Source organism: Aliiglaciecola sp. 3_MG-2023 (assembly GCF_030548205.1).
Taxonomy (GTDB): Bacteria; Pseudomonadota; Gammaproteobacteria; order Enterobacterales; family Alteromonadaceae; genus Aliiglaciecola.
The window spans coordinates 50072-76174 of sequence record NZ_JAUORV010000017.1 but is presented as its reverse complement, the minus strand read 5'-3'; the positions used below and the strand labels follow the sequence as shown (position 1 = coordinate 76174).

At 41.2% G+C, this 26103-nt stretch carries 20 protein-coding genes; 5 read left to right on the top strand and 15 right to left on the bottom strand.

All coding sequences use genetic code 11. The features are described 5' to 3' along the window. Positions 1-139: 139 nt before the first annotated feature. A complete protein-coding gene (locus Q4574_RS17690) occupies positions 140-1075 on the bottom strand; it encodes a D-2-hydroxyacid dehydrogenase (RefSeq protein WP_303476008.1) in 936 nt (311 codons plus the stop codon). 156 nt (positions 1076-1231) lie between these two features. Between Q4574_RS17690 and Q4574_RS17685 the strand changes: the two genes are divergently transcribed. Further along, on the top strand, positions 1232-3019 hold the full coding sequence (locus tag Q4574_RS17685) for a PLP-dependent aspartate aminotransferase family protein (protein WP_303476006.1): 1788 nt from the start codon (positions 1232-1234) through the stop codon (positions 3017-3019). A 67-nt stretch (positions 3020-3086) separates the two neighbouring features. Here Q4574_RS17685 and Q4574_RS17680 read toward each other — a convergent pair whose 3' ends face one another. The 3 genes from Q4574_RS17680 to Q4574_RS17670 are packed head-to-tail and all read right to left on the bottom strand — an operon-like array spanning position 3087 to position 6043. Further along, entirely contained in the window at positions 3087-3572 is a 486-nt protein-coding gene (locus Q4574_RS17680; RefSeq protein ID WP_303476003.1) for an Lrp/AsnC family transcriptional regulator, read from the bottom strand. 45 nt (positions 3573-3617) lie between these two features. Beyond that, complete coding sequence (locus Q4574_RS17675; RefSeq protein WP_303476001.1) at positions 3618-4730, bottom strand: anhydro-N-acetylmuramic acid kinase; 1113 nt, start codon at positions 4728-4730, stop codon at positions 3618-3620. A 17-nt stretch (positions 4731-4747) separates the two neighbouring features. Continuing rightward, positions 4748-6043, bottom strand: coding sequence for a peptidoglycan DD-metalloendopeptidase family protein (locus Q4574_RS17670; RefSeq protein ID WP_303475999.1), 1296 nt, complete (start codon positions 6041-6043; stop codon positions 4748-4750). Between the two features lie 212 nt (positions 6044-6255). On the opposite strand from Q4574_RS17670, the gene tyrS reads away from it, so the two are divergent. Then, positions 6256-7455, top strand: a complete 1200-nt coding sequence (gene tyrS / locus Q4574_RS17665) for a tyrosine--tRNA ligase (protein WP_303475997.1) — start codon at positions 6256-6258, stop codon at positions 7453-7455. Positions 7456-7547: 92 nt separating this feature from the next. Here the strand turns inward: tyrS and Q4574_RS17660 are convergent, their stop codons facing one another. From Q4574_RS17660 to Q4574_RS17625, 8 genes are all read right to left on the bottom strand, one after another. Beyond that, a complete protein-coding gene (locus Q4574_RS17660; RefSeq protein ID WP_303476084.1) occupies positions 7548-8879 on the bottom strand; it encodes an FAD-binding oxidoreductase in 1332 nt (443 codons plus the stop codon). A gap of 130 nt (positions 8880-9009) precedes the next feature. After that, positions 9010-9588 (bottom strand): GNAT family N-acetyltransferase, encoded by a 579-nt coding sequence (locus tag Q4574_RS17655; protein WP_303475995.1) that lies wholly within the window; start codon positions 9586-9588, stop codon positions 9010-9012. Further along, complete coding sequence (locus Q4574_RS17650) at positions 9572-10009, bottom strand: hypothetical protein (protein ID WP_303475993.1); 438 nt, start codon at positions 10007-10009, stop codon at positions 9572-9574. The genes Q4574_RS17655 and Q4574_RS17650 overlap by 17 nt, the downstream gene beginning before the upstream one ends. A 187-nt stretch (positions 10010-10196) precedes the next feature. Next, positions 10197-11588 carry an adenosylhomocysteinase gene (gene ahcY, locus Q4574_RS17645; protein WP_303475990.1) on the bottom strand — a complete coding sequence of 464 codons (1392 nt, stop codon included), beginning with the start codon at positions 11586-11588 and terminating at the stop codon, positions 10197-10199. A 150-nt stretch (positions 11589-11738) separates the two neighbouring features. After that, on the bottom strand, positions 11739-12698 hold the full coding sequence (locus Q4574_RS17640) for a cobalamin biosynthesis protein (protein ID WP_303475988.1): 960 nt from the start codon (positions 12696-12698) through the stop codon (positions 11739-11741). A gap of 5 nt (positions 12699-12703) precedes the next feature. Beyond that, the gene (locus Q4574_RS17635) at positions 12704-13411 is read right to left on the bottom strand and encodes a 5'-methylthioadenosine/adenosylhomocysteine nucleosidase (RefSeq protein ID WP_303475985.1); all 708 of its coding nucleotides are present in this window, start codon (positions 13409-13411) and stop codon (positions 12704-12706) included. A 168-nt stretch (positions 13412-13579) separates the two neighbouring features. After that, on the bottom strand, positions 13580-14173 hold the full coding sequence (locus tag Q4574_RS17630; RefSeq protein WP_303475983.1) for a DUF2726 domain-containing protein: 594 nt from the start codon (positions 14171-14173) through the stop codon (positions 13580-13582). A 184-nt stretch (positions 14174-14357) separates the two neighbouring features. Beyond that, a complete protein-coding gene (locus tag Q4574_RS17625) occupies positions 14358-14744 on the bottom strand; it encodes a hypothetical protein (RefSeq protein ID WP_303475981.1) in 387 nt (128 codons plus the stop codon). Between the two features lie 106 nt (positions 14745-14850). On the opposite strand from Q4574_RS17625, the gene Q4574_RS17620 reads away from it, so the two are divergent. Then, entirely contained in the window at positions 14851-15387 is a 537-nt protein-coding gene (locus Q4574_RS17620; RefSeq protein WP_303475978.1) for a DUF2937 family protein, read from the top strand. Between the two features lie 40 nt (positions 15388-15427). Further along, the gene (locus Q4574_RS17615; protein WP_303476082.1) at positions 15428-16063 is read left to right on the top strand and encodes a DsbA family oxidoreductase; all 636 of its coding nucleotides are present in this window, start codon (positions 15428-15430) and stop codon (positions 16061-16063) included. 122 nt (positions 16064-16185) lie between these two features. Here Q4574_RS17615 and Q4574_RS17610 read toward each other — a convergent pair whose 3' ends face one another. After that, positions 16186-17601: an FAD-dependent oxidoreductase gene (locus tag Q4574_RS17610; RefSeq protein WP_303475975.1), complete on the bottom strand. Its 1416-nt coding sequence runs from the start codon at positions 17599-17601 to the stop codon at positions 16186-16188. Between the two features lie 16 nt (positions 17602-17617). After that, positions 17618-22084: a glutamate synthase large subunit gene (gene gltB / locus Q4574_RS17605; protein WP_303475973.1), complete on the bottom strand. Its 4467-nt coding sequence runs from the start codon at positions 22082-22084 to the stop codon at positions 17618-17620. A gap of 774 nt (positions 22085-22858) precedes the next feature. On the opposite strand from gltB, the gene arcB reads away from it, so the two are divergent. Next, positions 22859-25204 carry an aerobic respiration two-component sensor histidine kinase ArcB gene (gene arcB, locus Q4574_RS17600; protein ID WP_303475970.1) on the top strand — a complete coding sequence of 782 codons (2346 nt, stop codon included), beginning with the start codon at positions 22859-22861 and terminating at the stop codon, positions 25202-25204. 43 nt (positions 25205-25247) lie between these two features. Here the strand turns inward: arcB and Q4574_RS17595 are convergent, their stop codons facing one another. Further along, complete coding sequence (locus Q4574_RS17595; RefSeq protein ID WP_303475967.1) at positions 25248-26072, bottom strand: DMT family transporter; 825 nt, start codon at positions 26070-26072, stop codon at positions 25248-25250. Positions 26073-26103: the final 31 nt, after the last annotated feature.

Sequence of the window (26103 nt, the reverse complement as noted above, 5' to 3'; positions counted from 1 at the left end):
TTTAATTATTCTTTGTGAATATTTAGCACAGCATATCAAAGTCTACAGATTCTACTTATGATTATTTACACTAATACAAATATCTTTAATAACCTTAAATAGTAGTTATCTTACGCCTAAAAAAGAGTTAACTGGCTTATTAGTATCCCTTTTTCCAATCGACCAAATGCATTAGAGTTTGTTTGTTTTGAAATAATCGAAAATTCTCTAGAAAAATGTTGCTGATTTCCTTTGGCTTTGAAATTGCAGCTGTATGCTGGGAGATATATAGGTTATTTAAACTCCAAAAAGGGTGGCCTTTAGGTAAGGGTTCTTCAGTAAAAACGTCTAAAACTGCGGCTTGCAATTGATTTTGCGAAAGCGCATGAAGCAAGGCCTTTTCATCAATGACTTGACCTCTGCCTGCATTAATTAAGATGCATTGCTCATTTAACTGAGATAAAAATCGTTGATCGATTATCTTGTCAGTTTCATTTGTGTGGGGCAATAAAACCACTAGGTAGTCTAAACGATGGGCGAAGCTTGCGAGTTGTGAAAGCCCATAAAACTGATCGACGCAATCTAATTTTCGCGCGCTTTTTGCGACACCAATAACTTCCATCTGAAAGTGCTTTGCTGTTTTAGCAACTTCCACTCCAATTGATCCCATACCTAATATACCTAGGGTTTTTCCTTGTAACTGGGAGCAACTCGGCTGCGACCAATTTTGCTGCGATTGCAGTTCGTTGAAGGTTTGAATTTTCCTAGAAAAATACAACAAATAACTGAAGACATATTCGCGCATTTGTGACCCAAAACAATTTTTAATGCCAGTTAATTTAAAATTATGAGGTGCCGAATCCACAAAAGGTTTAATCCCTGCCCAAGTCGACTGAACCCACTTAACGTTTGGGCAGTAAGGAAGTGCGCTAATACATAACTCAGGTTCGCCAAGCAACACATCAACCTCTTTCCCATTGATTATTGACCCAGGAGATTTAGGGCTAATTTGAATCTTGAGGTTCGCTATTTTTGCCTGTTCAATTTGCTCTATATAATCAAGTGCGTCTCGGCTACATATCAATAAATTAGTCACATTGAAGTCCTACAGTAAACTTAACTTTCCTATTTAAATACAATTTCTTTGAAATTATATTTGGTTGTTTTGTTATTTTTCCGAATAAAATTACCTAATATGTTTTTAATCGAAATGAAATACAGCCAGGTGGCCTGTTAAATATAAGGTAACTTTATGAATAATGAGCAACAAGCTAACCAAGTTAAATTACTTTCTCCAAAACGTAATACCACTGAAGCAGCCAGTATTGATGAACTGGCTTATGAGCAGTTGGCACACTTTGGTATTGAAGCAAGCTCCGACTATGGTAAAGCATTGTTTGCTGTGGCTAAACACCTTTACTTAGCGCAACTTGATGTAAACAATCTTTGGAAAATTACTAATGAAACCCTAGATGGTTTGAGCAAAGAAAATAAATTGGCATATTTTAATGCGAAAAAGTTTCTTTCTTTTCAAATTGCTAAAATCTTAGACACTTTACAGAATCCGTTCAGGGCAACTTATCAGAGTATGGCCCACCAATCTGGTTCTCAGGTTTGCAAAAGTCATTATCCCCTGTTTGATAATATTCCCGCGCTGTTTTCAGCTACACCTGTTATTGTTCGCACAGCCACTTATGTTTATGCTTGCACAGAGTGGGTAGATGATGCCTTTCACGGCAAAGAGTTTACCCACCAAATATATTCAAGGTTACTGAATCCTACCAACATTTCCCTGGCAAATGCGATTGTAGATTTAGAAGCTGGACCTTATTCTGCAGACTACTTAGCATGGAACTTTAACTCAGGGATGGCTGCAATTGATGCGCTACTTTGCAACGTACTTTCCCATTCTGATGTACTGATTGTTTCACGCAACGTGTATGGCGGTGTTTACCAATTGTTATATGATTATTTCGCGCGAGAAAATCGATTGAATATTCAGCTTGAGTGGTTCGATGGATATAGCGCTACGGCGTTTTCTGATTTTATGCGGCAAGTTAAAAATAAGCATGCTGCTAGATTAACAAAGCATAATTTGCATGTGTATTTGGAATCACCTTGCAACCCTCACGGTTTCATTTTGGATGTTGCGGGAATTTGTGAAATTGCCCATAGCAATAACCATCTTGTAATGTTAGATGCAACCCTAGCAACGCCTATATTGCACCAACCTTTGCAACAAAAAGATAAATCTCTAAGGCCTGATTATGTAGTACACAGCTACACCAAGGATATTTGCGGAACCGGTGCCACTACTGCAGGCGTGGTGATTGGCGAAGGTTTTCGTATGTTTCAGCCAAAAGGAAGTTGTGTTGATGGTTTCGACTGGTCGCAAACAATGTTTTGGGATGTGTACTACATCAAAGGTGCTTTTCTTGATTCGGAAAAAGCCTTTGACGTTTTAAGTGGTATGAAAACTCTAGAGCAAAGAATTATGAATAAAGTGATTAATACTCGAGTGTTTAGTCAGTTTTTAGCTGCTCACCCATTGTTCAATGTAAATAGTCATGGGTTACCTAACCATCCCAATGCCGAATTACGAGAGCAGCAAATGCGACATGGTTGGCCGTGCGCACTGTTTACCATTGATCTTGAAAAAGCCGGCTTACCGAGAGACGTTTTTGTGCGCTTCTTTGATGCATTGGAGCCGGCTTTTAGTCATCAGGTGAGTATTGGGCAAAATAACACCATTATTTTGTGCCCCGCATTAACTTCCCATTCCGAGTTATCTGTAAAGGAGCAAGAAAAAGGTGGAATTCACCCCACCACCATGCGGATCGCAATGGGAACAGACAACGTAAAAGCACTCATTGCCCACTTAATAAATACGGCAAAACTGCATATCGATCCCTGTGTTGCCAATTTTAGTCAGCAATTTATGAGTGCAGACAAAATCGATGAGTTGTATTTACAAATAAGTTCACATGTTTGTCAGCAACACTTTGCTTCTGGACCCAAAATGCAACAGCTAATCGATTAATAACACCAAGTGGTGCAGATGACGAATGGTCGGATAGGATAACCAATGGTTAAGTTGGCGAATTGTGTTATCTCTGGTGATTGACGTTAGGCAGAGTATGACTGATTTGATGATCATAAACTAAGGCCGTTTCCACATGGTTGACTTCTTGTCTTGCGGTAATGGCATTAAATACGAAGTCTCTTAGGTGAATGGAATCGACAACAGTGACGTGTACAAAAAAGTCATTCTCCCCTCCCATATGAAATACACTTAATACTTCATTCATGGGTAACAGCGATTTTTGGAAGTTATCTACCGTTGCGCGATTATGGTCTTTTAAACGCACTGATATCATCGCTTGAATATGACCGCCAAGGGCTTGTAAGTTTACCTGCATATTCAGTGTTTCGATGATGCCATCTGACTGTAGTTTTTTAATCCTTTCCAAGCTTGAAGAGGGAGCTAACTTAACTTTCATGGCAATATCTTTATTACTTAAACTGGGGTCAGCAAACATGACGGCTAAGATCTCTAAGTCTATTTTATCTAAAACTCGTTTTAAATTTTTCACGTTATATTTTCAATCTTATTGAGTATTGTTGCGCCACAAAAACGTTTAACCGGCAGGAAAATAGCCCCCTAGCACCGCAGGACGGCTGGCACCAGTAACCGACGGTAAGTTTCCTGGCATATCTTGATTGAAGGCATATGCAAGCCAAGCAAATGCCACCGCCTCTACACTATCTGGGGAAATGCCCAACATATCTGTTGTGTGTAAGTCGCACTCTACAAGTTCGTTCTCCAAGCATTCCATCAAGAAATCATTCTTTGCCCCACCACCACATACAAAGACTTCTTCCACACCATCAAGTTGGTTAATTTGTTGTGCGATGGAACAGGCTGTTAACATTGAAAGGGTGGCTTGCACGCTTTCTTTGGAAACCTCATTTGGGAAATCAATCAGATGTTTCTCTAACCATTGTAGATGAAATAATTCTCTACCTGTGCTCTTCGGGGCTGGAAGACCGAAAAAAGGCTCTTTGAGTAGTTGCTGTAATAGCTGTGAATCATGACTTCCTTGGGCAGCCCAAGCACCGTTTGCATCATAAGCCTTATTAAGGTGCTTTTGGCACCAAGCGTCCATCAAGGTATTGCCAGGACCAGTATCAAAACCTAACACTGACTGTTTGGCATCACTTGGAATATACGTAATGTTAGCAATCCCGCCAATATTTAAAATAACTCTAGAATGGTGAGAGTGACGAAATACGGCTTGATGAAATGCGGGTGTTAATGGCGCACCTTGCCCTCCCAATGCGATGTCTTTGCGTCTAAAGTCGGCGATGACATCAATACCTGTCAAAATGGCTATGCTATTGGGATCGCCAATTTGTAAAGTAAAACCGTCGTCACCCGTTGGGTGATGACGAATTGTTTGCCCGTGGGATCCAATCGCGGCGATTTTGGATGCAGAGATTTCGTTTTTCAACAAAATATCGTTTACAGCGCTGGCGAAGACTCTGGCAACTTCTCGGTCCGCATGCCCCATGGTCACGACTTCGTTGTCAGAATTGGCGCATAATGAGTTCAATGTGCGCGCCAGCTCAGGGGGATAGTCATAGGTTTGACAATCTATGATAGTGGGTTTAATTTTGGAAAAATCTACTAGTGCTACATCAACACCATCCATACTGGTGCCAGACATCAAGCCTACATACAGGTTTGACATAGTGCTCCTAATGCTAACTAACGGTTCATTGCAAGCATAATTCGTTTTGTGTTGTTAAGTTGACTAACACGTTTTTCAGCAATTTTTGCAAATTGCGCCGCTTCAGATTTTGCAATGGGTTGTGCTTTTGGCAATGTCACGGTGCGCGGGTTGCGATGCACCCCGTCCACCAAAAATTCATAATGTAAATGCGGACCTGAGGCTAACCCAGTAGAACCGACGTAACCAATTACCTGTCCTTGCTTCACCGTTTGACCTTTCTTCACTGCGCGTTTAGTAAAGTGTAGGTATTTGGTCACATACTTTTCCCCGTGTTGAATAAACACATGGTTGCCATTGTATTTGTCATAAGTTGAACGAATAACTTTACCGTCACCCGCTGCAATCACTGGGGTCCCTTTATTGGCGGCATAATCTACGCCTCTGTGAGCCTTCCAGCGCTTTTGAACAGGGTGGAAGCGTCTTTTCTTAAAGCTTGAACTAATATATTTAAAATTAACGGGAGCACGCAAAAAGCTCTTGCGCATACTTCTTCCTTCAGGCGTGTAATAGTTACCATCGTCATATAAGATTGCGGTAAATGCTTCACCTTGATTAATAAACTCTGCAGCCACTATTTTGCCGCTTTCTACATACTCACCATCGATAAAATGTTCTTCGAAAACGACATTAAATGTGTCGCCTTCACGCAATCCTAATGCGAAGTCGATGTCCCAACCAAAAATACCTGCCAAGCTCATGATATGTTTTTCTGACAAATTTGCTTTAACTGCAGCGTTCCAAAAGTTGTTTTTTATTTCACCTTGAGCGTAGTTTAATCGGGTATCTACTTGCTTAGTATCAATGCTACTGGCAAAGCTATTGGCTTCTTGTCGTTTGATATATAAGGTTTGTGTAGAAGACAGCTCGTAACCTAAAGATTCAAGCTTTCCTTGGTCATCAATCAATAATTGCAAACTTTGACCCGGACGCATTTTGAGTAGTCTTTTGGCATCTTTTCCGGCATTACTGACATAATAGGTTTCTTGCGGAGTGAGATTAGCACGTTTAAATATATTAGCTAAGGTATCGCCTTTTTTGATTTTAAATGTTTGCCACTGTAGAGGTTCGTCATCTAACGCATCTGCCAATTTTTCTGGGGTATCAATAGTGAGCGGCACGTCATAACGTTTGCCAACTTCCAATATTTGACTGTTTTTGGATGCTTTTGCGGATTCAGTCGGAATGAACAACAAGAGTAAGAAAAATAACGCAAAGCCAGATAATAAGGCTTTGTGTTTGGTGGGTAGGCGTTTTAAAGTTCTTTGTACCACTGTAACGAATATCTCTGAAATTAGTCGGCTAAATTGAGAATATAACGATTTTAGTTACTTTTCTAGTTTGAGGTCAAAAAATAACCAGTTATATGAGCATGTTACAGGATACATGATTATACAAAAATATACAGAATTCCTTTCACTATCGACTCTGCATGGGTAAAATGCGCGGCTGATAAAAACTAATGTGTGAAAATTGAGGTAGCAAAATGACAAATTGGCAGGACGCAATTCGTGAGATTAAGCGCGGAGCGGACGAAATTTTGATCGAAGAAGAACTCATTGCCAAGTTAAAAGAGGGTAAACCTCTAAAAATTAAAGCTGGCTTTGATCCTACAGCACCAGATTTGCACTTAGGTCACACCGTTTTAATCAATAAACTGCGGACATTTCAAGAGCTAGGCCATGAAATAATATTCTTGATCGGTGATTTTACCGGAATGATAGGTGACCCAACAGGTAAAAATGTAACCAGAAAGCCGTTGAGTCGAGAAGATATTATTGCCAACGCAGAAACCTATAAAGAGCAGGTGTTTAAAATTCTCGATCCTGAAAAAACCACTGTACGATTTAATTCCGAGTGGATGGATAATTTGGGAGCCGCTGGTCTGATTAAGTTGGCCGCAAGACAAACTGTTGCGCGAATGTTGGAAAGAGATGATTTCAAAAAGCGTTATAACAATGGTCAAGCCATCGCGATTCATGAATTTCTATACCCGTTAGTACAAGGTTGGGATTCAGTGGCATTGCAGTCTGACGTGGAACTTGGTGGTACCGACCAACGCTTTAATTTGTTAATGGGGCGGGAGCTGCAAAAAGCCGAAGGTCAATCTCAACAGACAGTGCTGATGATGCCGTTACTTGAAGGTTTGGATGGCGTGCAAAAAATGTCTAAGTCACTGGGTAACTACATCGGAATTACGGATGCGCCTAACGATATGTTTGGCAAGATTATGTCTATTTCCGACGAACTTATGTGGCGTTATTTCGATTTGCTAAGTTTTAGACCGCTTACGGACATTGCACAACTCAAAGAATCGGTTAATAACGGAGCTAATCCAAGAGATATAAAAATTGAATTAGCGAAAGAGATTATAGCCCGATTCCATTCACAGGAAGCTGCAGAGGGGGCCCATCAAGATTTTATTCAGCGTTTCCAAAAAAATGCAATTCCAGATGATATTCCTGAAGTTGAAGTGGCCGCAGAGGGGGATGGAATGCCTATTGCCAATCTACTAAAAGAAGCTAATTTAGTTGGTTCAACGTCGGAGGCCATGCGCATGATAAAACAAGGCGCAGTTAAAATTGATGGTAATAAAGTTGACGACACTCGCCAATTAATTGCGCGCAACAGCGAAGGCGTGTATCAGGTGGGTAAACGCAAATTCGCTAAGGTTAAACTGGCTTAAAAATTAGCGGGTTCAAGCCTAGTTTCAACGAGCCATTGTCGACTCACCAGTAACTTGAATGCCTTCTGGTTACTGGTGAGTGCTTAGTTGTTTTAATCTCGAAGTGAAGCTAAAGCATAATAAGCGCCTAAACCAAGCCGACGAAATCGTGCCAATGGAAACCTTGGAAGTTGACTCTGCCAAAAAGGCAAATCTGGTAGACTCTCCGGTTCACAAATACTTTGGGCTAACCGTTTGCCTGCCAATGTAGAAAAAGCCAGTCCAGAGCCGCAGTAGCCCATTGAATAGTAAACACCTTTATCGTCACTGTGATTTATTCTAGGGTAATTATCGTAGGTGGCACTTATCCAGCCACTCCAAAAGTGTTCAACCTCAATAGCATTTAGCTCCGGGAAGGTGTCTTTGAGCCCTGCCAACAGGCGCATCTTAAAGCTAGCGTTATTCGCATTCTTACCTTGAATTGCCCCTCGGCCACCAAACAGAATTCTATTGTCGGGTAACAGTCGATAGTAGTATTTCATTCTTCGAGTATCCATTGCCATCAAGCCAGATTTTAGGCCAATACTGCGAAGTTCACTGTCGGTTAGCGGGCGAGTGACAATAATGCTTGAAAGGACAGGGAAATGGCGTTGATTGACCAGTTTATGCATATTGGTGCCTGTATAGCCATTAGTGGCGATAACCACCTTGTCAGCAGTTACTCGGCCATTTTGAGTATATAGACAGTGATGGTTAGATTTCTGCTGCCATCTTTTTACTGGGGAATTTGAAAACACTTTGACGCCAGCCTGGCTCGCCATTTCGTAATAGCCTAAGACCAACTTCATTGGGTTAACCGCAAAACTTTGGTCGAAGTAGATGCCACCATACATGTTGGCACTTCTCAAGAATGAGTTGCTAACATCTTGGCTACAAATAAACTTAACCGACTCACCATAGCGTTGTTGTAATTTATCTGCTTGTTTCCTTAATAATTCGACTTTAGCTCTTTTATGGGCGAGCTTGAGATAACCGCCTGGGGTTTTGTCACAGTCAATATTTCCCTGTTCAATAAGGTCATTAACCGTATCAATAGATTTCATATATTCTTGGAAGACACCTTGAGCTGTTGATTCACCCCATTTTTCTTCCATATCGAATAGAGATAACCTTCCTGTGCCGGGTAACACAAACCCCGCATTGCGGCCACTGCATCCCCAGCCAGGATCATTTGCGTCAATGACTACCACTGATTTCCCATAATTTTTGGCTAAGTGATAAGCACAGGAAAGGCCGGTGTATCCAGCACCAATAACTGCAATGTCAGCCTGTATATCATTGACTAAAGATGTAGTTTCTGGAAATTTTTCGATACTGTTTGCCCAATATGAATCTGGGTACTGTTGATAAGATTTTGGATAGGGTTCAACGATGGGATCATACATATTCAATTAAATACTTATTGTTATCTGTCGTTTACAGAAATTGAGTTACATACTACTAAGGGGAACACGAACATTTAGATCAATGCTTAGGTCAGATAAAGACCTGTTAGTAAACTCAAAAATAAAAGTGCTAGAACGTTAAAAGCATTTCAGCTGCGACACATTCACAATTTTGTTTGCAAACCGGACAAATATAACCATCTTCAATATAACTAGAATGCCATTTTCCCGGATGCCGCTTGATTAGCTTTCCACCACATTTAGAAAAATACCTAAATGCGCTATTCCCTGGGCTTGCTAGCCAAATATGTGCCAGACCGGCCAGAGCACCTTGTTCACGAGCTTTTTCAATGGATAAAGAAAGTAATTTTGAACCAATACCTGCTCCACGGTAGCTGCTATCTACGGTATTGCACTTAAAATAACAAACTTGCTTAGTAGCAATATTCCAGTGTTGCGGAGTACACCATTTATCGGGATGCCAATTATTTGCAGCAATTGTTAGTCTAAAGCCAATGAGTTTGTCTCCTTTTAGAGACACAAAGCTGGCATTGATATTATTTTGAAAGGATTGAGTGAAGAGGCGTTCCAATTCCCTCTCATTAAGGTAATTATCTCCATGAACATCATTTCCCAATGCAAGCACTCGCTGGAAGTGGGAGGGGTTCAATGAGCAATATTGAATGTCCCGATTACTTACTGGCTTCACTGCTAGACTCAAATTGTGCCAAAACTGATTGAACGAAACTAACACACTGCTGATAATCGTCGAAAATTCTTTCGTCTAGAGACGCTGGGTTTTTTGCGTCGCTTCGTATGCGTCTCATTTGTTCCCTCGACAAAGCTGTGCCCATGCAATAAGCATCTACTACGCAACCTGCTTTTTCTGTCTTCTGATGAGTCAGGTGGACGACACCAGTCGCATCATCGGTATAGGCTTGACACGCTGAAAAGTCACCTACGTATGCGAAATACTTATCTGCTATGGAGTGTAGAATTTGGGTTAGATCGCGGTCGTATTGGGTGGCTAATTGAATTCCGATTGAGCCCGTTACCACGCCAGTTAATATCCTATTGCTATAGGATAAACTATAACTCGCATATCTATCTCTTCCTGAGTATACCGACATCATTTCTCTTTGGTGTTTAAGTGTTAAGTTTCAGATTTCAGTATATTAATAATAGCACTTAACCAGAATTTTCAAATAGCATATAGGAGAGATTAGACCAAAGTTGACCGCTGACTGACTGTTATTCAGTGTTGCAAATAACAGTCAGTAAGTACTGGGCTTTGAAGATAGAAGTTCGAAACTGGAGTTAATAGCGATAAGCGTCGGTTTTAAAAGGCCCTTCGATGGGCACGTTAATATAATCTGCTTGCTGCTCGGTTAATTTAGTGATTACTCCACCAAAACCTTCCACCATATATCTAGCGACTTCTTCATCTAAATGTTTGGGCAGTACTTCTACCCGCAATAATTGAGCTTTTTGTGTATCATCCAGGTCTGCGTATCCTTGCTCAAACAATAGAATTTGGGCTAGCACTTGGTTCGCAAATGAGCCGTCCATTATACGAGAAGGGTGCCCGGTAGCATTACCTAAATTAACTAATCGGCCTTCAGATAATAAAATGAGATGATCTTGTTCATCCTCGCTTCTATAGACTTTATGAACTTGGGGTTTGATCTCATCCCAACGCCAATTTTTACGCATGAAAGCAGTATCTATTTCATTATCAAAATGACCAATATTACACACCACTGCGCCGCACTTAAGAGACCGGAGAATATTTGCATCACATACGTTTACATTACCTGTGGTGGTTACCACTAAATCGATGTTACTGAGTAAGGAAGAATTAACATCTTCAATCTTGCCGCTATTGTTGCCGTCAACATAAGGGGATACAAGCTCAAAACCATCCATACACGCTTGCATGGCGCAAATCGGATCAATTTCCGAGATCCGCACTATCATTCCTTCTTGTCGAAGTGATTGTGCTGAACCCTTACCGACATCACCATAGCCAATTACAAGGGCCTTCTTACCTGCCATTAAATGGTCTATTGCGCGTTTTATGGCATCATTGAGACTATGCCGACAACCGTATTTATTGTCATTCTTAGATTTAGTGACAGAATCATTAACATTGATTGCTGGGACTTTTAAGCTACCTGCTTCTAACATTTCTAATAAGCGGTGAACGCCAGTGGTGGTTTCTTCAGTGATGCCATGGACCTTGTTTAACACTTCAGGGTACTTGTCATGGAGCATTTGAGTTAAATCCCCACCATCATCCAAAACCATATTCGCATCCCATGGTTCTCCATCTTTTAAGATAGTTTGCTCTAGACACCATTCGTACTCTTCTTCGGTTTCACCTTTCCAAGCATAGACTGGCACACCTGCAGCAACAATTGCGGCAGCGGCTTGATCTTGAGTGGAAAAAATATTGCAAGATGACCAGCGGACATTCGCGCCTAAATCGACCAAGGTTTCAATCAGCACACCGGTTTGAATCGTCATGTGGATACAGCCAAGAATATTGGCTCCTTTTAACGGTTGAGAGCTTCGATACTTTTCGCGGATCTTCATCAATGCGGGCATTTCGCTTTCAGCAATGGTGAGTTCTTTGCGCCCCCAATCTGCTAAGTTAATATCTGCAACCTTATAATCGCCGGTGACCATAACATGATTTTCTTGATTCATATAAACTTCCGATTTTACTTAAGTGAAAGATAAGTCGTTTCTTGAATACAACACTAACTAAACGAATTACTGTTAGCTGTTTAATTAAACTACAAGTTGTTTAATTGTGCTAGCTCACATTAATAGAAAAGAAAATACCAAAAAGATCAGTTAAGACGATTTATAAATGATGGCCAATATTAAGGTGATTATGGTGAGGAATATAAACAACGTATAATTGATACTTTGCCAACTCCTTTGCAGATCAGCGAAGCGCACCTCTCGGCTAGCACCAACACGAGGATATCTAACTTTGGTATTGTGATAAATGGCGGGGCCACCTAATTGAATACCTAAACCGCCACCAATCATCCCTTTAACGAAACTATTGATATGTGATTTTGAGGGAACGGATTTAACCCCTTTAAAAGCACCAACAGGGTTAGTTATCATTGAAAAAATCAGAGCAAAGATGAGCTGAGGTAGGCACACCAGCAATTGAGTTAATAATGCAATGGGCAAACCAAAGTAGCGATTTTTAGGCCGTTTCATATTCCAAACTTGATTTAATTCTATCAACATACGAACGACTAAGGCGCCTAGCCCTCCAGCTAACAAATACCAAAAAATTATGGCTAATTGCTGATATATGAATCGCTGATTCAGGGATTCAATTGCCGCTTTTGCTATCCCCATGGGCGAAAGGGTACTGGTATCTCGAAGTACAATTCCATTTAAGTGATGCCTTGCCAGATTCTTTTTCTCTGACTTTAAAGCTTTTTCAAGTCCTTTAAAATGACGTCTGATAGGTTGAAACTGAATGGCAACAAGTAACATTATGGCATCAAAAAATAGTGGGTATTGGGCCAGAAATAAGGGGATTGAAATAATCACTAATATTGGAGCTAACAGAACGATAATTGCTAGACTGCCAGAGATACGTTGCTGCGCAGCGCTTCTAGGTGCATTAGGATTAACTCTTGCGGCTAGATTGGTTGCCATTAGCCGCAAAAGTGTCAGAGGGTGTGCTTTTTCCGGCCAAGGTATTAGCCACTCCAATAGCAAGGCGATTATGATTACCAATAAAGGTAAAAAACCAGATTGCTGAAGGGCTTCATACTCAGCCATCATCAGGGTTAACTCTGCTGCTCAGCCATTTCTGCAATCATACTCATTACTAGCTCAGCAGAATTTTTAGCGGCTTGATCAATATATGATTTAAATGAAACCGATGAAGTTTGTCCGGCAATATCTGATAACGAACGAATCACTACAAAAGGCGTATCCAGCATATAACAAGTTTGGCCGATAGCTGCGCCTTCCATTTCCACTGCTCTCATGTCAGGAAAGAGTCCTCTTAACCGTGAAGCTGCATCATCACATCCAATAAAGGAATCGCCAGTACATATTAAACCGCGCTTACTTTTAACATGTACAACGTCTTTAGCGGCGTGCTCTGCGGCCTCTATGAGGCGTTGGTCACAAGGAAAGATGGCTGGCATACCGTATACCTGACCGCGTTCATAACCAAAATGAGTGAGATCGACATCATGGTGCTGAACACTGGTTCCAATAACGAGATCACCAATATTCAAATCTGTGTCAAAGCCACCTGCCGAGCCGGTGTTCACCACAAAGTCAGGGGCGAAACGATCTATCAGGATTGTTGTGGCTACGGACGCAGCTACTTTACCTATTCCACATTTTGCGACTATTACATCGACGCCATTTAATTGACCAGAATAAAAATTAAGGTGGGCGTACTCAGATACTTCTACGTTTTCAAGAGTTTCTTTTAGCAATGCTACTTCTTGATCCATAGCGCCTAGAATTGCTATTTTCATGATATTTTTAGTTAATTGAATTTGCGCGGATTTTAATATTTACCGACTCAAAATGCGAGGATTGCGGCAAGATAAAATGAAAAGAACAGGATTAGATGTTCGAAAAACGCCCTTTGATGTTGTTTTCAGCAAAGGGCGAGCAATTTATCCTAATAAGTTTCTTGTCAATTAGGCTGCGACAGGACGATTTGAGCGTATAGGTCTTTTCGGTTTATCCGCGCGAGGGTTATCTGGATTGTTGGTACCTGGTACAACAGGCTTAGGTGTTTTGCGTTGCACTGTCGCAAGCTTCGCATCTATACATTCTTTTAATTCCGCTTTCGTGTATCCCGATTTTACCTTTATACGCAAATGGGGGATTCGAGCGGCATCCAAAGCACTGGTGACATACCAATCGCGTTGGGTTTTATAACCATCTTTGCCGCCGTTGTGGACTAAATCTATTGCCATAACTGGGCTCATATCGGATTTATGGCACAATACAAAATCTAACTGACGACTTGACGCTTTGATAAGTGCATGTTTCGCGGCACGTTTGTCAGTATTTTGACGCAAAGAAACGATTTCAGACAATCTTGTTCTACACAATACCCGGTAGCGCTGGCCCATGGCACTTTCGATTAAATCTAAAAAGCTAAGCTCAGTGTGGGTGAGTAGGGAGGCTTTTCGTTTAAATGGGAATGATAAACCATTGTCACTTAACTTAAGTGCGGCTATTGCGACTATGATTAACATCATCATTAAAATAATGGCTAGTTCCATAAGGGCTTTCCTCAATAAAAAAGACAAAAAATTGACGTTTTTGTCAATTCATCATCAAATTTGTAATCTTTATGGATAAATAGCAAAGACAGTGCCACAAGGTAACAACTCTGTCAGAAGTGGAGCTTAAAATTTTTTAACTAAAAGTGCAGAAGTATAGAGCAGCAATCTGGACGTGAAAACGCTAGGACTTCACCAATACATCGATTTGTGTCCCAGCCCCATCTTTGGATAGGATAATGATCTTTTTAGCGTCATCATATTGCATCATAATCCGACCTTTTAGGGTTTTAACCTGGTCAGCTTGTCCCAGTTTCTCGATATAAAAGCCCAAGGCACTTTGTTGATCAGTGGCTGCGTGGTAGGTCAAACTAGCCGGCAGTTCAGGAGCAAACACTTGGCATAATTTGGGTGCGGGGAACAAGGGCAACGAATAAAATTCCTCGGGACAAGTTTGTGACGTCATTTGCAACGTCCCATTGTCTTGGGCGTTAGTTTCCATTGAAAATATCAGCGTAGCAGTTAAAACTGTCACTATTGAGGGGGTTTTTGAGTTTAAACTAAACTTCACTGCCTTTTACCTGTCATAAATGTGCATCTTGCCTCACTATAGAAGTTGCCGAGGTTAGGAGCAAGACGATTCACTTTTTTTAACGTATACAATTGAGTAAGTCAGTATGATCAGATGGTTACTCCGACAATTTGCAGATTATCTACGACTTTTTTTATTCGCAAGTGGCGTGTTAATTGGCGTACAAGCTCCTGGCTTCATGCAACAATATCAACAACGAGTTGATGCCCATTTAATTGAAGCCAAACAAAATCTTTCGGGCTTTCAAGTCACTGCTAACAGGCACTTTGGTGGCAATATTGAAAAACTTATTGCTCATTATAGTGAAAGTAACGACCCTGTATTCAAACAAGATGCTAATAGTATCAGGGCAATTTATCAGCGTGTTGAATTGTTACAAGCTGAAAATTTTGCTATGACGCAACATCCCATTAAACAAGCTTGGCATTTAGTTCACGAAGCTGACGAACAACTCAGGTTGGAAGCCTTCCAGGCCTTTAATTTTACGGTACCTTTGAATCCTTTGGCTATCTTTTGGGGGATCGGTTTCGCAGTGATATTACTGCTAAGCATAGATACCACAACGTTCACTTGTCGTAAGTGTGTGGGTAAACTTCGTAATCATCAACATAGCCACTCTTAAATTAAACTCAGTTATTTGATAAGGATTAAAATTGAAAAACATGCAGATCGACATAGTTTCCGATGTATCTTGTCCATGGTGCATCATCGGTTATAAATCACTCTCCAAAGCAATTAGTCATTTGGCTGGAGAAATAACGGTTAATATTGACTGGCAACCCTTTGAACTTAATCCGCAGATGCCCCCCGAAGGTCAAGAAATTGGTGAGCACATTACCCAAAAGTATGGCATCAGCCTGGAACAAGCTGAACAAAATCGTGAAGCAATTAAACAGCGCGGTTTAGAGGTAGGGTATGAATTCGGCAACCGTGGAGGGGGGCGAATTTTTAATACCTTTGATGCTCATCGCCTGCTTCATTGGGCCCATGAGTGCGGTAAACAAACAGAACTCAAACTCGCATTATTCGATCTCTATTTTAAACAGTCAGGTAATCCAAGTGATCATAAGCAATTGCTAGAGGTAGTTGAACAGGTCGGTTTAGATTCAGAAAAGGCAGCGGAAATTCTCAACTCTGATATGTTTGAACAAGATGTACGAAAAGCCCAAGCCCATTACCAACAAGCCGGGATCAGTTCTGTTCCTGCAGTCATTGTTAATAATAAACACCTTATAAGCGGTGGCCAACCAACAGAGATTTTCGAGCAAGCGCTAAAACAAATAGCCAAAGAGGATTGATCTTACACAGGTCGAGTAGTAGGTGCTGAAGGGGATGTGGCGCAAAAAACATGGGAATTAATAAAAAAGGGCCGTCAGGCCCTTTTCTTATTCTTAATGATTTAAGTGTTCGTTAAAGTAACTTAAACACCTAGGTAATCCATAATGCCGTCGGCAGCCTTGCGGCCTTCGTCAATGGCGGTTACCACTAAGTCTGATCCACGCACCATGTCGCCTCCAGAGAATATCTTCGGGTTTGAAGTTTGGAATGGGAAACGCCCTTGTGCAGGTGCACGAACACGACCTTTTTCATCCAAAATAATCCCATAATCAGAGAACCAATTAGCCGGACTAGGCTGGAAACCAAAGGCGATAATCACAGCATCGGCTTCTAGCACATGTTCAGACCCTTCAACTACAACCGGACGTCTGCGCCCTTGTGCATCAGGTTCACCCATTTCAGTTTTTACCAACTTAACACCACAGGCTTTACCTGATTCATCTACGGCAATATCTAGAGGCTGTAAGTTAAACTGGAATTGCACACCTTCTTCTTTAGCATTCACCACTTCACGGCGAGAGCCTGGCATGCTTTCTTCGTCACGACGATAGGCACAAGTGACTGAGCTAGCACCTTGGCGAATAGATGTGCGCACGCAGTCCATGGTGGTATCACCACCACCCAATACAACGACTTTTTTATCTTTCATGTCGATGAAATCAGAGGCTTGTTTTTCAATCCCCATAACACGATTAATATTGGCGATGAGGAAAGGAAGCGCTTCATAAACGCCCTCAACCCCTTCGTTTTCAAATCCACCTTTCATGGAATTATAGGTTCCCATGCCAAGGAATACCGCATCATATTGGTCCATTAACTGTTGAAATTCGATATCTTTGCCAATTTCAGTGTTCAAAACAAATTCAACACCCATATTGGTAAATATTTCACGACGCAACTTGATAACGTCTTTTTCCAGTTTAAATGAAGGAATACCAAAGGTGAGCAATCCGCCAATTTCTTCGTATTTATCGTATACAACGGGTGTTACACCGTTACGCACAAGGACATCAGCACAAGCAAGACCAGCAGGTCCTGCGCCAACTATGGCGACTTTCTTGTCAGTTTTAGTTACCCCTGACATATCTGGACGCCAACCCATTTTAAACGCAGTGTCAGTGATATATTTTTCAATACTGCCAATGGTGACTGCGCCAAAATCGTCGTTAAGTGTACAAGCACCCTCGCAAAGTCTATCTTGTGGACATACTCGTCCACAGACTTCCGGCAAACTGTTGGTTTGATGAGATAGCTCTGCTGCTTCTAATATTTTCCCTTCATTCGCTAGCTTTAACCATTGGGGAATATAGTTATGAACTGGACATTTCCACTCACAATAAGGGTTACCGCAGTCCAAACAACGATCTGCTTGTCCTTCGGTTTGAGATTGAGAAAGTGGTTGATAGATTTCACCAAAGTCCTCTTTGCGCATAATTATGGGCTTTTTCGGAGGATCAATTCTTTCTACATCTACAAATTGGTATACATTTTTAGCCATTTTTTAAACCCTACCTTTACTGAGCCTGAACACGTAATTCTGCTGTTGACCTACTGATGTGGCCTAGCAGATTTTTCACGTCGCTAGTCTTAGGTTTTATTAATCTGAATTTTTGCAACTGTTTGGCAAAATTAGTTAATAACATAAGTGCATGCTCGCTACCCGTTTCTTCGTAGTGTTGGTTTATCAAACCACGTAAATGCTCAGACAAGATGCCTTTTTCTTCAATCGACATGATATCCACAAGTTCACCATTAACACGGTGCTCAATATCGTCAAATTCATCATACAAATAAGCGAAACCACCGGTCATGCCTGCGCCAAAGTTCACGCCTACACTGCCTAAAATGGCAACAATACCGCCGGTCATGTATTCACAACCATTGTCACCTGCACCTTCAATGACTGCTATGGCACCTGAATTACGCACGCCAAAGCGTTCACCCGCTTTACCGGCAGCAAATAATTTTCCGCCAGTTGCTCCGTATAAACAGGTGTTCCCCATAATAGTACTGACATGAGGATCAAAGGTAATGTTGCGCGGTGGGAAAATAACCAATTTCCCCCCCGTCATGCCTTTACCAACATAATCGTTGGCATCACCACAAAGGGTTAACTCCAATCCACCGGCATTCCATACCCCAAAACTCTGTCCCGCAGTACCTGTTAAGTGCACTTTAATGGGATCATCATGCATGCCTTGGTTGCCATGCTGTTTAGCTATTTCGCCAGAGACAAGAGCACCTACAGAGCGATCGGTATTGCGAATTGGGAAGGTCAAATTCGCCCCGGACAAGGAGCTGATTGCCTTCTGTGAAGCCGCTAAAATTTGTTTATTAAGTAAGCCTTCATCCAGAGGTGCATTGGCATCCTGAGAACAAAATAGCTTAGTATGTGAGCCTTCTTTAGGTTTCACTAACAACGGACTCAAATCTAGTTTTCTTTGACGTGAGGTAAGACCATCTATTACTTTTAGCAGCTCAGTACGTCCCACTAAGTCTTCAAACTTAGCCACCCCTAAAGAGGCCATTATTTCACGCACTTCTTGAGCGATGAACTTAAAGTAATTCATCACCATTTCAGGCAAGCCGATAAAATAGTTATCACGCAGTTTTTCATCTTGTGTTGCCACACCTGTTGCACAATTATTCAGATGGCAAATACGTAAATATTTACAACCTAAAGCAACCATAGGACCCGTACCGAAACCGAAACTTTCTGCACCTAGAATACCGGCTTTAACCACATCTAATCCGGTTTTAAGACCGCCGTCGGTTTGTACCCGAACTTTATGACGCAACCCATTTTCGACTAGTGCTTGCTGAGTTTCTGCAAGACCAAGCTCAAATGGGCTACCCGCGTATTTAACAGAAGTTAAAGGACTCGCACCTGTACCACCGTCGTAACCAGAGACTGTGATTAAGTCTGCATAGGCTTTAGCTACACCCGTTGCGATAGTTCCAACCCCTGGTTCGGAAACCAGTTTTACTGAAATAAGCGCTTTAGGGTTAACTTGCTTCAAGTCAAAAATAAGTTGCGCTAAATCTTCTATTGAATAGATATCGTGATGAGGAGGGGGCGATATCAATGTTACACCTGGAACTGAAAATCTCAGTTCAGCTATGTAATTATTCACTTTATCGCCAGGTAATTGTCCACCTTCTCCTGGCTTAGCTCCTTGAGCAACTTTAATTTGGATAACATTAGCATTAACCAAATAATGCGGAGTTACACCAAAACGACCTGAGGCAACTTGTTTAATTTTTGAGTTTTTCTCAGTATTAAAGCGTGCTGGATCTTCACCACCTTCACCGGAGTTTGATTGTCCACCTAATCGGTTCATAGCAATCGCGAGGGCTTCATGGGCCTCGGGACTTAGCGCTCCGATGGACATTGCTGCAGTATCGAAGCGAGGGAATAGCTTATCCGCTGGCTCTACTTCATTGATGTCAATAGGATCCGTGTCTGGGTTCAGTTCTAGTAAGTCTCGGAAGTGGGACGGTGAACGCCCATTTACTAACGCTGAATAAGCTTGATAGTCTTCATAACGTCCAGATTTGACTGCTACCTGTAAAGTGGTAACTACATCGGGGTTATAGGCATGGTACTCACCGCCATGTACGTACTTTAATAGCCCGCCATGGGACAAGGGTTTACGCTTCAACCAAGCAATTCGATTTAAATTGATTTGATCTTGCTCGAAGTCTTCAAAGCCCGCGCCCTGAATACGACTTGGAATGCCTTTAAAGCATAACTCAGTCACTTCTTTGTTGATGCCAATAGCTTCAAATAATTTTGAGCTACGGTAACTAGCGATAGTGCTGATACCCATTTTCGACATGATTTTATACAAGCCTTTATTAATTCCCTTGCGGTAATTTAAGGTGGCTTGCATTGCGGTCAGTTCAATTTCACCTTCTTCTACCATTTGTTCAATGGTTTCATAGGCTAAGAATGGGTAAACAGCCGTTGCGCCCAGACCAATTAACACTGCGAAGTGATGAGGGTCACGGGCCGACGCTGTTTCTACCACTATATTCGCATCACAACGAAGTGACTTTTCAATTAAGCGGCGCTGTACTGCACCTACAGCCATCGCTGCAGGAATAGGCAATCGGTTTTGTTTAATATTGCGATCAGATAACACAACAAAAGCGGCGCGTTTTTGCTTAACTAAGTACTCTACTTCGTTACAAATGCGTTCAATTGCTTTTTTGAGTCCTTCTTCAGGAAGGTAATTCAAATCGATAATTTCTGAATAATAATATTCTGAATCGTATTCGCGAAGTTGTTTTAGATCGGTATACATCAATACAGGTGAGTTGAATAACACTCGATTTGCATAACCGGAAGTTTCACTAAACACGTTTTGTTCACGACCAACACAAGTCGCCAACGACATAACGTGATTTTCCCGCAAAGAATCAATTGGCGGGTTGGTTACCTGGGCAAACTGTTGGCGGAAATAATCGTATACAGTGCGTTGCTTCGATGACATAACGGCCATAGGAGTATCATCACCCATAGAACCAACTGCTTCTTGTCCATCATTGGCAAGTACTTTTATGATTTGCTGATTTTCTTCGTAGCTATAATTAAATAGCTTGTGATAGGTGCCCATCATATCGTCGTCAAAAGCGCGCTTGCCAATTTGGCTCGCATCACACTCTTCTATTGGCTTAAGGTGTTTGATATGTTGATCAATCCACTCTTTATAAGGGTGGCGTGTTTTTAATTCTTCATCAATTTCGTTGGAACGCCAAATCTTACCCGTATATGTATCTACGGCAAGCATTTCACCAGGCCCTACACGTCCTTTTTCAACCACGTCTTCAGGCTTGTAATCCCAAATACCAATTTCTGAGGCAAGGGTAATAAAGCCGTCTTTTGTCAATACATAGCGAGCTGGACGAAGACCGTTTCTATCCAGATTACAGGCAACATGTCGACCATTGGTCATAACAATACCGGCAGGTCCGTCCCAAGGCTCCATATGCATTGAGTTAAATTCGTAGAAAGCACGCAAGTCATCGTCCATGGTGCTGTTGTTTTGATATGCTGGTGGCACAAGTAAACGCATGGCTCGGAATAAATCCATGCCGCCGGCCAAAAACAATTCCAACATATTGTCTAACGAAGATGAGTCAGAACCTTCTGTATTAACAAAAGGTGCTGCATCTTGAAGATCCGGTAATAAAGGCGTAATAAATTTATTTGAACGAGCTTGTGCCCAGTCTCGGTTACCGCGAATTGTATTGATTTCGCCGTTATGAGCTAAGAATCTGAAGGGCTGGGCTAAAGGCCATTTAGGCAATGTATTCGTTGAGAAACGTTGATGGAATACACAAATAGCCGATTTCAAGCGTTCGTCGGCAAGATCTAAATAAAAGTTTGGTAAGTCTTTAGGCATTACCAAACCTTTGTAAATCATGACTAACGCAGATAGACAGGCGATATAAAAGTCATCGTCTTCAGCCAGTCTTTTTTCAACTCGTCTTCTAACCATAAATAAGCGGCGTTCTAAATCTCTTTTGCGCCACCCTGGAGGTGCATTGACGAATACTTGTTCAATTTGTGGTACACCTTGAGCTGCAAGATCACCTAAAACCGAATGATCAACCGGCACTTCGCGCCAACCAACCACTGCTAGGGTTTCTTTAGATAATTCTTCTTCAATGGTTTGGCGGGCTATCTGTGCCTTTTCCTTATCTTGATTGAGGAAAATCATGCCTACGCCATACTTTTTGCCCAATTTCCAACCGTTTTCTTCGGCGATTAAATTGAAAAACTCATCGGGTTTTTGCAACAGCAGTCCACAACCATCACCGGTTTTACCATCCGCCGCAATACCACCGCGATGCTGCATGCGATCGAGGCCTTCAATTGCGGTCGTTACTAGTCTATGACTAGCGTCACCTTCAGTGTGCGCGATTAATCCAAAGCCACAGTTGTCTTTTGAATCATTTGGGTTATACAAACTCATTAACGTAACTCCTTCAACCTTTGGCTGAGAAAGGTTGTATATGCCAACTTTAACGTTGGAATTTAGCTGCACAGAGCCTGACTTCTGTGGTCAGTTTTGCTTGTGCTGGTTATATGTTGTTTTCTTGTCGTTTGTTTGAGGGTACCAGCCGGTTATCGAATTTTTATGAATTTTTAGCCGAGCAGCCTGACAAAATACCGATATTAAAGGTAGAAATCAATGTGCACGACAAGCGAATCATTCAATTTTTTCGATGTTTAGCGATTACTGGTAATAAAGTGAAATAAAATCAATTGGTTATAAAATCTATTTTAATCAAGTAAATCACTTTAAAAAGCCTGAAATTAGACAATAATTTGTTAATAAAACGTTTATTGTTTGATTGTTTTTGTAACAATCTGTTTTGTTGGTCCTTTCTAATAGCATAATTATTTAATTAAACTGCATAACTGTAAAGAACTAGCTGAGAATAATTTATATCTAATTGTTTCGATTGTGAATTAAATAGCCCTTTGGACCTGTTTCCAGTCGCGCTCCTTTATTATTTAAATTGTTAGTGTGAATATAAAGAGTTAGTCGAATTTTTGTTCATGTGAATTTCAAGCTAGTGGCAGAAATGAGACTAAGTTTATACCCAAAAGCCTTAGGTTTTAGCCTTTTGGGTAAGCAATTGCATACAAATTCAGTTTATTTAATATTAATTTAATTGAAACATTCACCTAGGGTAGTGTTTCTTGATAGCATTGACTTTCTACTCATTCAGAGATTTCAAAAATGCATTCAAAAGCTCCAATTGAATCTTGGGCAATCGACGTAGCTCGATTTGTGATCCGTTTCGGCACACTCAAAATAAGTATATTTTTTGTTTTATTAACTTTGCTTTTTACTATTAGTGGCTCTTATGTGATACGCATGGTGATGAGTGGTGAAGTCGAAATTGAGGATTTTATCAGCGCAGTCATTTTAACCATGTTGAGTGCGCCTTGGGTACTCACTATTTTTGTTAAGCTGGTAAAACAATTGGAGCAATCTAGGGACAGTTTATCTGAAGCCGTCCATCAACTAGAATTATTGCGTGAAGAAGATGTATTACGCAATCATGAATTACAGTTAAGTGTGCAAAAGCTCAATTACGAAATTGAGCAACGAAAAAATGCCCAATTAGAACGCGAGATGGTTTTACACGACTTAGAACGTGAAATTAATAAAAAATCTGAACAAGAGTCTCAAGCTAAGCGTTTATCTACCTTGCTCCGCTCGATAATAGACGCCTCACCCGATTTAATATATTACCGCAATGAAGAAGGTCAATTTGCCGGCTGTAACCGAGTGGCAGAGCAAATGACAGGGAAAACCGAAGAAGAACTAATCGGTTTAACGCCGCACCAAGTATACGATGAAGATCTGGCTCGGCAAGTCGTCGCTAGTGATCATGAAGTGTTAGAAACGAATGCCAGTATTACCGAAGAAGTCTGGTTGCGATTTGCCGATGGTCGTCGCCGTTACTATGAAATGCGTAAGGTGCCATTCTACGATAAAAAAGGCACACGCTTAGGCTTACTTGCGTTTGGTCGCGATATTACCGAGCGTAAACAAGCAGAAAATGTAGTGACGAAAGCGAACAAAGATAAAACCGCCTTCATTGCCACCATCAGTCACGAACTCCGTACGCCTTTGAATGGGATTGTTGGCCTAAGCCGCATGCTGCGAGATACAAATTTATCCGACGAACAGTATGCTTGGGTAAGTACGATTTATGCCAGTGGTATCACCTTAGGTAATATCTTCAATGACATAGTTGACTTAGATAAACTGGATCGCGATAGGCTAGAGCTCTCCCTAAAAACCGTATCGTTGAAAGAGTTTACCAATGAATTGGGCAGTATTATTCAGTTGCTTGCCGCGGATAAAGGTTTACGTTTTGAGACGCAAATTATTGAACCTCTGCCATTTCAAGTTGAAGCTGATGGCACCCGTCTACGTCAGGTCTTATGGAACTTGCTGTTTAATGCGGTGAAATTTACCCAGAAAGGTAAAGTCAATCTAACCGTTGAAGCAACGGAAGAAAAACCAGGTATCAGTTCGGTTAAATTTACCATAAAAGATACCGGGGTCGGTATTCCTAAAACGGAATTGGATAAGATCTTCGCCATGTATTATCAGGTGAATCATCCAGATCATCAATCTGCCACAGGAACCGGTATTGGTTTGGCTATTTGTAAAGAAATGGTCACCTTAATGAATGGCGAAATTAAGGTGAATAGTGTTGTAGGAGAGGGAACTTGCTTTACCGTAGAGCTGCCTCTGACGATTAATAATAAGCCTTTGCAATTACAGGAATTACTGGTTCATGGTTTGCAGATACTGCTAGTTGAAGATATCGAACTCAACGTAATGGTCGCTAAGGCCCTATTAGAAAAGCTTGGGCAAACTGTTGAAGTCGCTATGAATGGTCAAGATGCGCTAAAAATGGCCCGTGAAAAGCAATACGATTTGATTTTGCTAGATATTCAGTTACCCGATATGACCGGATTTAACGTCGCTTCAGTCTTACATGAAGAAGGTTTAGTAGAGCAAACACCGATAGTGGCCTTAACCGCAAACGTAATCAAAACGCGACAAGAATATCTTAATAATGGCATGGATGACGTTATCGCTAAACCAATTAAAAAGAGTCGCGTAATCGAAGTCTTTAATAACCTGTTTGTTGATCAAAAAGATATACCACAATTTTCGGTAGAGGAAGCTAAACCTAGCGAACTAGAATCTATTTTGGACTTGGATTTATTAGAAATGTTAGTGGATACCATTGGCCATGAAATGGTGCGCACCAGTGTTGGTGTTTTCCAGGAAAACATGCCTGATTATATGGAAATATTAAATATCAACTTAAGTGCAAATGATAAAGAAGAGGTCTGTTCTCAAGCTCACAAAATTAAAGGGGCGGCAGGTTCGGTTGGTTTAGCCAGAGTACAAAAAATTGCGAATAGAATCCAACAAGGGGATCACCCAACATGGTGGGAAAACGTCCATGACTGGGTAGAAGAACTTGAGATGGCTGAAAAGCAGGATACAGGGAAGTTAAATGATTGGCTAAACTCAAAAAATATAGATGATTAATCTAACTGATTAATCATCTTTTCTTCTTTCTTCGAGAACCGGATTAGTTTGTTTGCTGTTGTTTACCGTAGATTACTAATCCGATACCGCCAAGGATTGCGCCACTGGCAATTAACATTTTTGCTGTGAGTAGCTCATCCAACAGCAATAAACCCCCTACTGCAGCTATTGCCGGCACACTTAGTTGTAAAACTGCAGCCACGCTAGAACGAATGTGAGGAAGTACTTTATACCAAATGGCGTAGCCAACCCCAGAAGTGATCATTCCAGAAGCTAGTGCATAAACAACTCCCATGGTTTCAAATTGACTTGCTTCAATCAACAACAATGGGACCAATATTAAACAAATGAGTGAAGCTCGAATGAAGTTAGACGTTGTATCAGTCAAAGGGGTTGATGAACGACTCCCGATGATAGAATAGTATCCCCAAGCAATACCTGCCCCGGCCATTAACATTACACCCATTATCGAAGGCGAATCGACACCAGGCGATACAAGGTAGATGAAACCGGCGAATGCAACCAAGACACCCAAAGACTCGACTAAGGTTAAGCGAGCTCCATAATACCAACTGATGATAAGCATGGTAATTTGTACGCAAGCAAATAAAATTAGCGCGCCTACGCCAGTATCCAATTCAATATAAGCATAGGAAAACCCAGCAGCATAAATGAAAAGTGCCAAGCTAGCAGGCCAGGTGCCACTCTTTTTGACTTGCTTGGAATTACCTTTCACAACCAAGATTAGCATTAACATTGCCGCGCCCGATATTAAGCGAATTAATGTGAAAGACGTTGCGTCTATGCTTGATTCTGCTAAGGCGAGTCTACACAAAATAGAGTTACCAGCAAAAGCCAATAATGCCACAATAATAAATCCGACTAATTGTGGTGTAGAT